Source organism: Actinomadura roseirufa, assembly GCF_900659635.1.
Lineage (GTDB): Bacteria > Actinomycetota > Actinomycetes > Streptosporangiales > Streptosporangiaceae > Spirillospora > Spirillospora roseirufa.
Genome location: NZ_CAACVB010000277.1, coordinates 1 through 9,326, shown reverse-complemented (window position 1 = coordinate 9,326; position 9,326 = coordinate 1). Strand labels below are relative to the sequence as shown.

Annotated in this window: 8 protein-coding genes; 6 read left to right on the top strand and 2 right to left on the bottom strand. The window is 72.7% G+C overall.

Going from position 1 to position 9,326, the window contains the following annotated elements:
- Positions 1-417 precede the first annotated feature (417 nt).
- From sucC to E1291_RS34780, 6 genes are all read left to right on the top strand, one after another.
- The gene (gene sucC, locus E1291_RS34805; RefSeq protein ID WP_131742319.1) at positions 418-1,596 is read left to right on the top strand and encodes an ADP-forming succinate--CoA ligase subunit beta; all 1,179 of its coding nucleotides are present in this window, start codon (positions 418-420) and stop codon (positions 1,594-1,596) included.
- Between the two features lie 2 nt (positions 1,597-1,598).
- A complete protein-coding gene (gene sucD, locus E1291_RS34800; RefSeq protein ID WP_131742318.1) occupies positions 1,599-2,486 on the top strand; it encodes a succinate--CoA ligase subunit alpha in 888 nt (295 codons plus the stop codon).
- A 138-nt stretch (positions 2,487-2,624) separates the two neighbouring features.
- A complete protein-coding gene (locus tag E1291_RS34795; protein WP_242614565.1) occupies positions 2,625-3,845 on the top strand; it encodes a S1C family serine protease in 1,221 nt (406 codons plus the stop codon).
- Between the two features lie 196 nt (positions 3,846-4,041).
- On the top strand, positions 4,042-4,467 hold the full coding sequence (gene arfB / locus E1291_RS34790) for an alternative ribosome rescue aminoacyl-tRNA hydrolase ArfB (RefSeq protein WP_131742317.1): 426 nt from the start codon (positions 4,042-4,044) through the stop codon (positions 4,465-4,467).
- Between the two features lie 483 nt (positions 4,468-4,950).
- Complete coding sequence (locus E1291_RS34785; RefSeq protein ID WP_131742316.1) at positions 4,951-5,487, top strand: SigE family RNA polymerase sigma factor; 537 nt, start codon at positions 4,951-4,953, stop codon at positions 5,485-5,487.
- Positions 5,484-6,557, top strand: a complete 1,074-nt coding sequence (locus tag E1291_RS34780) for a TolB-like translocation protein (RefSeq protein WP_131742315.1) — start codon at positions 5,484-5,486, stop codon at positions 6,555-6,557. The genes E1291_RS34785 and E1291_RS34780 overlap by 4 nt, the downstream gene beginning before the upstream one ends.
- Positions 6,558-6,681: 124 nt before the next feature.
- Here E1291_RS34780 and E1291_RS34775 read toward each other — a convergent pair whose 3' ends face one another.
- Both E1291_RS34775 and E1291_RS34770 read right to left on the bottom strand, forming a co-directional pair.
- The gene (locus tag E1291_RS34775; RefSeq protein ID WP_242614564.1) at positions 6,682-8,502 is read right to left on the bottom strand and encodes a M4 family metallopeptidase; all 1,821 of its coding nucleotides are present in this window, start codon (positions 8,500-8,502) and stop codon (positions 6,682-6,684) included.
- A 265-nt stretch (positions 8,503-8,767) separates the two neighbouring features.
- On the bottom strand, positions 8,768-9,326 hold a 559-nt coding region (locus E1291_RS34770; RefSeq protein WP_207401101.1), incomplete at its 5' end, for a helix-turn-helix transcriptional regulator.

The window sequence follows — 9,326 nt, the reverse complement described above, 5'->3', positions numbered from 1 at the left end:
GGGCGCGCGGGCGGCCCGGCCGGCGGGTGCCGGGACGGGGCGCGCCGGACCCAGGGGGGGCGGCGCCTCCGCGACCCCCCGGCGTGCCAGCCGCTCATCGATCATGCCCGTCCGCCCTCCTCGTGCAGCCCGCTCCGTCGCAAGGCTCAACGTTCGAGCGAAAATAAGTACATCAAACTACGCCAATTGCGTCGTCACCCCCAGGGGTCACGCATGCCCAACTGAAGGAGGGCAACACCCGCCGTTTCCCAGACGGTCACCGACACGAGAGGGGCGGAACGGACCCGGCGGCATGACCATGGAAGAGGGTTGACTAGGCTGCATCGACGGAGCGGACCGCCGGGTGGCGACCGCACGGATGCCCGTGTTCTCCCCACTCGAGTGGTCGTTGGCTGTCGATCCGTATAAGGACGCCTCGTGGACCTGTTCGAACATCAGGCGAAGGAACTCTTCGCCGAGTACGGGGTACCGGTGCCAACCGGCAAGGTCGCCCATACTCCCCAGGAAGCCCGGGCCATCGCGGCGGAGCTGTTCGCCGCGGGGAGCTCGAAGGTCGTCGTCAAGGCCCAGGTCAAGACCGGTGGTCGTGGCAAGGCCGGCGGCGTGAAGCTCGCCGACACGGCCGACGAGGCGCAAGCGCTCGCCGGCCAGATCCTCGGCATGGACATCAAGGGCCACACGGTCCACAAGGTCCTGGTCGAGGAGGGAAGCGCGATCGCGCAGGAGTACTACTTCTCCTTCCTGCTCGACCGCGCCAACCGCACGTTCCTCTCCATCTGCTCCGTCGAGGGCGGCGTGGAGATCGAGGAGGTGCCGCACGACCGGCTCGCGCTGGTGCCGATCTCCCCGCTGGAGGGCGTCGACCGGGCCAGGGCCCGCGCGATCGCCGAGCAGGGGCGTCTCCCCCAGGAGGCGCTGGACGGCGCCGCCGAGCTCATCGAGCGGCTCTGGGCGGTCTTCACCGACGAGGACGCGACCCTCGTCGAGGTGAACCCGCTCATCCTCACCGCCGACGGCCAGGTGAAGGCCCTCGACGGCAAGGTCTCCCTCGACGAGAACGCCGCGTTCCGCCAGGAGCACGACAAGCTCGAGGACAAGGCCGCGGCCGACCCGCTGGAGGCGGCGGCCAAGGCCAAGGACCTCAACTACGTGAAGCTCGAAGGCAGCGTCGGAATCATCGGCAACGGCGCCGGGCTGGTGATGTCCACCCTGGACGTCGTCTCCTACGCCGGTGAGGAGTTCGGTGGCCAGCGGCCGGCGAACTTCCTCGACATCGGCGGCGGCGCGTCCGCCGAGGTCATGGCCGACAGCCTGGAGATCGTGCTGTCCGACGGCGACGTCAAGTCGGTGTTCGTCAACGTCTTCGGCGGCATCACCGCCTGTGACGCGGTCGCCAACGGCATCGTCACGGCCTACAAGCTGCTCGCCGACCGCGGTGAGACCGTCAACCGCCCCCTGGTGGTCCGCCTCGACGGCAACAACGCCGAGCTCGGCCGCAGGATCCTGAGCGAGGCCGGCCTGACGGGCGTCGAGCAGGTCGAGACCATGGACGACGCGGCCAGGCGCGCCGCGGAACTCGCAGCGGCAGGTGCATGAGCATGGCCATCTGGCTCACTGAGAACAGCAAGATCATCGTTCAGGGCATGACCGGCTCGGAGGGCATGAAGCACTCCCGCCGGATGCTCGCCTCCGGCGCGCGGGTCGTGGGCGGCGTGAACGCCCGCAAGGCCGGCCAGTCGGTCGACTTCGACGGCACCGGCCTCCCGGTGTTCGGCACCGTGGCCGAGGCGATGGCCGAGACCGGCGCCGACGTGTCGGTGGTGTTCGTCCCGCCGAAGTTCACCAAGGACGCCGTCGTCGAGGCCGTCGACGCCGAGATCCCCCTCTGCGTCGTCATCACCGAGGGCATCCCGGTGCACGACACGGCCTACTTCTGGGCCCACGCCGAGGCCAAGGGCAACAAGACCCGCGTCATCGGGCCGAACTGCCCCGGCATCGCGTCCCCCGGCAAGTCCAACGCGGGCATCATCCCGGCCGACATCACCACGCCCGGCCGCATCGGCCTGGTGTCCAAGTCGGGCACGCTGACCTACCAGATGATGTACGAGCTGCGCGACATCGGCTTCTCCACCTGCGTCGGCATCGGCGGCGACCCGATCATCGGCACCACGCACATCGATGCCCTCCAGGCGTTCCAGGACGACCCGGACACCGACGCGATCGTGATGATCGGTGAGATCGGAGGCGACGCCGAGGAGCGCGCCGCCGCCTACATCGAGCAGCACGTGACCAAGCCGGTCGTCGGCTACGTCGCCGGGTTCACCGCCCCCGAGGGCAAGACCATGGGCCACGCGGGCGCGATCGTGTCCGGCTCCGCCGGCACCGCGCAGGCGAAGAAGGAGGCCCTGGAGAAGGTCGGCGTCCGCGTCGGGAAGACCCCGAGCGAGACCGCCGTCCTGATGCGGGAGATCATGAAGAACCTCTGATCGCCTGACTGGCCCCCGAAAGACGCCCGAGCCGCCCCGCGGCCCGGGCGTCTTTCGTGCCGGACGGGCGGGACGACAAAGGCGACACGCCGGGCTGGGGGCGGACCGGGGCGCGGCGCGGGTGCCAGCATGGTCCGCGTGAGCGATTCGAGCCTTGGACAGCGCGGGACGCCGGAGCGGCCGAGGACGGGACGCGGCCCGCGCCCGGACGCGGGCAAGGCGGGCGGAGCGGGCGGAGCGGGCGGCGCCGGCGGCGCGGCCAAGCCGCTGTCGGTGTCGGGGCTCGTCGCGGCGCTGTGGTGCATCGGCATCGGGCTCGCCGTGATCACCACGTTCACGCTCATCGGCTGGATCGCCGCGCCGAAGACCGCCCTCGGCCACGGCATGCCCGGGGTGTTCCGGACGGCGGTCACGTTCTGGCTCGTCGCGAACCACGCCGGGTTCTCCGTCGCGCACGGCCGGGTGGGGCTGCTCCCGCTCGGCGTGCTCGTGCTGCCCGGCGCGCTGCTGTACCGCGGCGGCGGGTGGATGATCCGCGGCATCGGGCTGCCCGCCCGGCCGCGCGTCGCGGTGGCGCGCGTCGCGGTGGCGCTGGCCGTCGGGGCGGGCGGCGCCGGGGCCGCCCTCGCGCTGGCCGTGGCGGGTGAGCGGACCGTCTACGGCGGCCCCACGACGGTGGCGGGCGCCTCGGCGAAGGCCGGGACGATCGCGCAGGTCGCGGCGGCCGTCCAGCCGAGCGTCGTCTCGATCGAGACCCGGTCGGCCCAGGGCGGCGGCAGCGGCTCGGGGGTCGTCCTGCGCCCGGACGGCGTGATCATGACGAACGCGCACGTCGTCGCGGACGCCCGGCAGGTCGCCGTGAAGTTCAGCGACGGCCGGACCGCGGCGGCGCGGGTGCTCGGCGCCGACACCGGGCACGACATCGCCGTGATCAAGGCGACCGGGGTGTCCGGCCTCAAGGCCGCCGCGCTCGGCGACAGCGGCGCCCTCGCCGTCGGCGACCAGGTCCTCGCGGTCGGCAGCCCGCTCGGGCTGGAGGGCTCGGTGACCTCGGGCATCGTCAGCGCGCTCGGCCGGCGGATCGAGGAGGGCGACTCGGGCGGGCAGCAGCAGCCCCCGGGCCTGCGGCAGCAGGCGGCACAGCGGACGGTCATCCAGAACGCGATCCAGACCGATGCCGCCATCAACCCGGGCAACTCCGGCGGCGCGCTGGTCAACACGGCGGGCCAGGTCATCGGCGTCAACTCCGCCATCGCGACCTCGGGCGGCAGCTCGGGCAACATCGGCGTCGGCTTCGCGATCCCGGTCAACGACGCGCGCAAGGTCGCCGAGCGGCTCCTGGCGGGCGGCTCGGTCTGACCGGGCCCCGCCGCCGGGCCGGACTCTGGGGGGAGCGGACGGACGGCGGGTCCCGGATCGGGAGGTCCCTCACGTGCCGGGGCGGAACGGGCGGGACCTCGCACGCGGCCGCGTGCCCACCACGGGCACGCGGCCGCGCCGCGCAGTCCGGAAATCCCGGCGACACGACGGGCGCCGGCCGGGGATAATCACCGGTATGCCCGATGACATCCGCGTCCGCGGCTTGCTCTCCATCCCGGAGTCCGAGCTCGGCTGGCGTTTCTCCCGCTCCTCGGGGCCGGGCGGGCAGCACGTCAACACCAGCGCCACCGCCGCCGAACTGTCCTTCGACGTCGCCGGATCACCGTCCCTGCCCGAGCCGTTCAGGTCCCGCGCCCTGGAGCGCCTGGCCGGACGGCTCGTCCGGGGCGTCCTCACCATCCGCGCGGAGGAGTACCGCTCCCAGCAGCGCAACAGGGACGCGGCCCGCGCGCGCTTGGCGGCACTCCTAGCCGAGGCCACCGCACCGCCCCCCAAGAAGCGCATCCCGAAGAAGATCCCCCGCGGCCTCAACGAGCGCCGCCTGGAGAACAAGAAACGCCGCTCCGACGTCAAACGCCAACGCTCCAACCGCTGGGACTGAGCCCCCTAGAAACCCCTCAACCGGCCCCCGCCCGACCGCACTCTCACTACGCTCCGTTAAGGAACACGTGAGAGGAGTGGGCAACCGTGCCGAAACCGCCTCCCCCTCCGAGTGCGGACAAAGGTGCGCCTCCCGGTGGAGGGACACGGGGGAAGTGAGTGATTCGGCCGATGGGCGGGAACCGGTGATGGACGCGGTTCCCCGGCACCTGTTCCTACCCGACCTGATCTGGCCGCTGGACGTCTCCGGCGTGTATCACCCGGTCGACCGGCGCGACGACCCGTCCGGCTGGCGCGCATGGGCCGATGCGGATACCCCGATCGTGACGCAGTGGGACGACGGCGCACACACGGGAAGCACGCCGGATGGCGACGTCCTCCGCCTCTCAGCTCTCGCTCGCGGCGGGCGGCGCCGGCGGAGATCGGGGGCGGCTCGGGGGCAGCAGATCCGCGGGCCGTGCGTGTAAGAGGTGTGAATATCGATATGGCGGGAGTGCATCGGCCTCCCCGGTCCAGGGCCGCCGCGCCGGACGGCGCGGAGGCGGTCCTGGTGACCCTGTTCCGTGAGCACCAGCTCAGTCTCACCCGGACCGCCCTCATGATCGTCGGAGATCGGGCCACGGCCGAGGACGTCGTGCAGGACGCGTTCGCGGAGACCCATCGCAGGATCGGCCGGCTGACCGACCACGACCGGATGCTGCCCTACGTCCGCGCGGCGGTGGTGAACCGGTGCCGCACCGTGCTGCGCCGCCGCGCGCTCGCCCTGCGGGTGGGCCGCGTGCACGAGCCGCCGGTGTGGTCGGCGGAGTCCGCGGCGATGCTCGGCGAGGACCGCCGCGAGGTCTTCCTCGCCCTGCGGCGGCTGCCCCGGCGGCAGCGCGAGGCGCTCGTCCTGCGCTACTACCTGGACGTGGACGACGCCGAGATCGCCGAGGTCATGGGGATCAGCCGCAGCACCGTCCGGTCCACCATCGCACGAGCGCTCGCGGCGCTCGGCCGGCAACTCGGGGAGAACGCATGACCACGACCGAACGACGTCTGCGCACGGCCTTCGAGGACGCCGCGCGGACCATCGAACCCGGGTCGCTCGCACCGCTCACGATCCCGTCCCGGCGGCGGCGGGGCACCTGGACGGTCCCGGTCGCGGTGGCCGCGGCCCTGGCGATGGTCCTGGTCGGCGCGACCCTGATCGGCGACCGGATGCGAGGCGGCCCGCCTCCGGCGCAGGCGCTCGCGGCCGGTGGGCCGCAGCACATCCTCGCCGTTCGCGCGGGCAGAGCGGTCGTCGAGGACGTCACCGGCCACCGGCTGTTCGAGGTCCCGCGGGCCGAAGGCCGCTACCGGGCGGTCGCCGGCACCGCGCGGGAGTTCTTCCTCGCCGTGCAGACGACCGAGGACACCTACTCCTTCTACCGGGTGACGCTCGGCGCGGACGGCGCGCCGTCCCGCCCGCGCAAGCTTCCCGGCCCGCTGTTCCGGACCCAGACCGGGTTCGGCAAGCCGGAGAACCTCGCGGCCAGTCCCGACGGTTCCAAGCTCGCCGTCGTCGGCACGGTCGACGGCCACGCCCAGGTGGACGTCATCGACGTCCGGACGGGCGCCCACCGGATCTGGAGAACCCCGGAGGGCGGCGCCATCACCAGCGCGACCTGGTCACAGGACAACCGGACCCTCGGTTTCCTGTGGGGGCCGAAGGCGGCCGACCTGCGCCTGCTCGACACTCGCGGCGACGGGGCGGAACTGGAGGACGCGCGCGTGCTGCGCGGCTCGTCCATCAGAAGTAGGGCACCGGGGTTCGGACTGATCAACGTCTTCGTCTTCAACCCGGACGGCCGCACCCTGACCGCCCAGGTGCAGGGCACGAAGACCGGGGACCACGACGACACCGGCTACGTGCTCCTCCCGCTGTCGGCCTCGACCGGCGAGCCCGCGGGCCGTCCCGTCAGGCTGCCCAGCGACTCCTTCTTCGTCAAGACCGACACCACCGGCCGCCACCTGCTCCAGATCATCGACGGCCGCCCCGGGCGCGTCGAGGACGGCCGCTTCTCCTGGATCTCCCGGGCGGCCGACTACGACGACGCCGCCTGGTGAGAGCCTCCGACGGAACCGCCCTGTCCGCCCCGGCGGGGAGCGGACAGGGCGGTGGGGCGCCGCGGTGCTCGGGGAGCACCGCGGCGCCGGGGTGTCGGCGCCGGGGGTGGTCAGCGCCGATCGGTCAGATGGCCTCCCAGAGGGCCGGGACGTTCGGCGGCGTCCAGCCGGGCTGGGCCGTGTGGGCCTGACGGCACCGGTACTGGTGACCGTCGTAGGTCACGACGTCACCGGCCTTGTAGGAGGTGCCCTCCGCCCAGTTCGTGCCGGGGTCGCCGGGGCCAGGGTCGCCGGGGCCGGGGTCGCCCGGGTCGGAGACGCGGCCGCCGACGTTGACGCCGGCCCACGCGTTGGCGACCGCCGCGTACTCGGCGCTGGTCTGGCCGTAGAGGCGGCCTGCCGCCGCGAGGGTGGCGCGGCGGGCGTCGGCGTAGTCGGTGTTGGACCGCATCTCCTCGGTGAGGGCCTTGTACCAGACGGCCGCGGCCTTCTCCCGGCCGATGCCCTTCACCGGCTTGCCGTCGGACGTCGGCGAGTCGTAGTGCACGCCGTTGATGTCCTTGGCCCCGCTGCCCTCGGACAGCAGGTAGAAGAAGTGGTTCGCGATGCCGGAGGAGTAGTGGACGTCCACGTTCCCGGCGTTCGGCGACCAGGAGTCGAGCGAGGAGCCGTCCCTGCTCGGCCGGTCCATGTACCGCAGCGGCGCGTTGTTGCCGGAGATGTTGATCTTCTCGCCGATGAGGTAGTCGCCGACGTCACTGGAGTTGTTCGACCAGAACTCCATGGCGGTGCCCATGATGTCGGACGTGGCCTCGTTCAGCCCACCGGACTCGCCCTCGTAGACGAGCCTCGCCGTGTTGGACGTGACGCCGTGGGTCATCTCGTGGCCCGCCACGTCCAGTTCGGTGAGCGGCTTGCGGTTGCCCTGGCCGTCGCCGTACGTCATGCAGAAGCAGCCGTCTTCCCAGAAGGCGTTGACGTAGCTGCTGCCGTAGTGGACGCGGGAGTACGCGCCGACGCCGTCGCCGCGGATGCCCGACCGGCCGAAGACCGTCTTGTAGAAGTCCCAGGTCTGGGCGGCGCCGTAGGCGGCGTCGACGGCGGCGGTCTGGTTGTTGCTCGGCGTGCCGTCGCCCCAGGAGTCGTCGGCGTCGGAGAAGACGGTGCCCCGGCCGGACTGGCCGCCGTTCAGGTTGGTGGTGTCGTGGTTGCCGCGGCCCGTGTCGCGCAGGAGGTAGGAGCCGCCGCTGTTGGTGGTGCCCAGGGTCACCGTGCCGGAGTACATGCTGCGGCCGGTGCCGGTCTCGACGCCCTGCCACTGGGTGATCTTCTTGCCCGTGGTGGCGTCGGTGATGACGTGCAGCCGGCTCGGAGTGCCGTCCTTCTGCGTCCCGCCGACGACGGTCTCCCAGGCCAGGACGGGGCTGCCGGCCACCATCCAGACGACCTTGCGGGGGGCCACGCTGCCGGGGGCCTTCGGGGTCGCCGGCTTGGTGGAGACCAGCGTCTTCGGCGCGGTGTCGACCTTCAGCGGGCGGGCCTCGGTCCGGGAGACCCGCTCGATCCGGCCGGACGGGGCGCGGTGGACGACGATGTCGCCGCCGAGGACGGGCAGGCCCTCATAGGTCTGCAGGTAGCGCGTGTGGGTGCTGCCGTCCTTGTCCTTCAGGATGGCGGTCACCTTCAGTCCGACCTTGTCGCCGAGGCGGAGCTCGGCCGCTGTCGCGTCCTGCTTCGCCTGGGCCTGGCCGATGAGGGCCTTGTACTCCTTCGCGCTGACCTGGGCCGGGAGCTGGCCGGGGTCGCCCTTGGGAGCCTGCGCGGGAGCGGCGGGGGCGGCGTTGGCGGGGGCGACCTGAATGGCCAGGGCCGCCACGGCGGCGACGGCGACGAGCGTCCTGCTCGTGGCGCGCCGGTGAGCGCGCCCGGGGGTGGTGGATCTCACGCGAACTCCTTGTCTGACGGCCGGCTCGGGGGTGCGGCCGAAGGGGGAGCGCTCCGCGCGGCGCGGTGGCGCCGGCGGAACTCCGGAGTGTCGAAGGGGTGGTTGACGCGGGAACGATCGCATGCGATTCGTATGGATGTCACCGGAAAGTTCGCCACTTGCCCCATACGTAGGGAGATCGGGCGCGGTGCAGGGGAAACCCCTACACCGCGCGGGGTTGACGGAGAAGCCCTTCGGGAGGCAGGGCCCCAAGGAGGCGAGGCCCTCAGGAGGGCAGTGACGCCCCCGGCCCGCCGAGCCCCCCGTGCAGCAACGACCCGAGCTGGGACCGGGAGCGGATCCCGAGCTTGCGGTAGATGCGGGTGAGGGCCGCCTCGACCGTCTTCACGCTGAGGAACAACCGGTGCGCGACCTGCTGGTTGGTGGCGCCCTGGCCGACGAGCACCGCGATCCGCCGCTCGTTCTCGGTCAGCGTCGCGCGGGCCACGGCGTCGATCGGCGCGGGCCCCTCCTGGACGCCGAGGTCCAGGCCCGCGAGCCGGTGCCGCGCCTGCTCGGCCCAGGGCCGCGCCCCGCACCGCTGGAAGATCTCCAGCGCGCCGGTCACGGCCTCCCGGGCGGCGGCGCCGCGCCGTCGCCGGCGCTCGACCCGCGCCTCCTCAAGGAGGCACTGCCCGACCTCCAGCGGCTGGCCGAGCCGCTCGAACAGCGCCGCCGCGTCGCGCAGCAGCGCGACGGCCGCGTCGTGCTCGCCGCGCGCCGCGAACACGGCGGCGTGGCGATCTGCGCGCCGATCGCGCCCTACGCGGCGACCCGCGCCGAGG

What these genes read in the sequence shown, in the direction of transcription:
- sucD (WP_131742318.1), top strand. Translation starts at nt 1,599, where the DNA reads ATGGCCATCTGGCTCACTGAGAACAGCAAGATCATCGTTCAGGGCATG.
- arfB (WP_131742317.1), top strand. Translation starts at nt 4,042, where the DNA reads ATGCCCGATGACATCCGCGTCCGCGGCTTGCTCTCCATCCCGGAGTCC.
- E1291_RS34785 (WP_131742316.1), top strand. Translation starts at nt 4,951, where the DNA reads ATGGCGGGAGTGCATCGGCCTCCCCGGTCCAGGGCCGCCGCGCCGGAC.
- E1291_RS34780 (WP_131742315.1), top strand. Translation starts at nt 5,484, where the DNA reads ATGACCACGACCGAACGACGTCTGCGCACGGCCTTCGAGGACGCCGCG.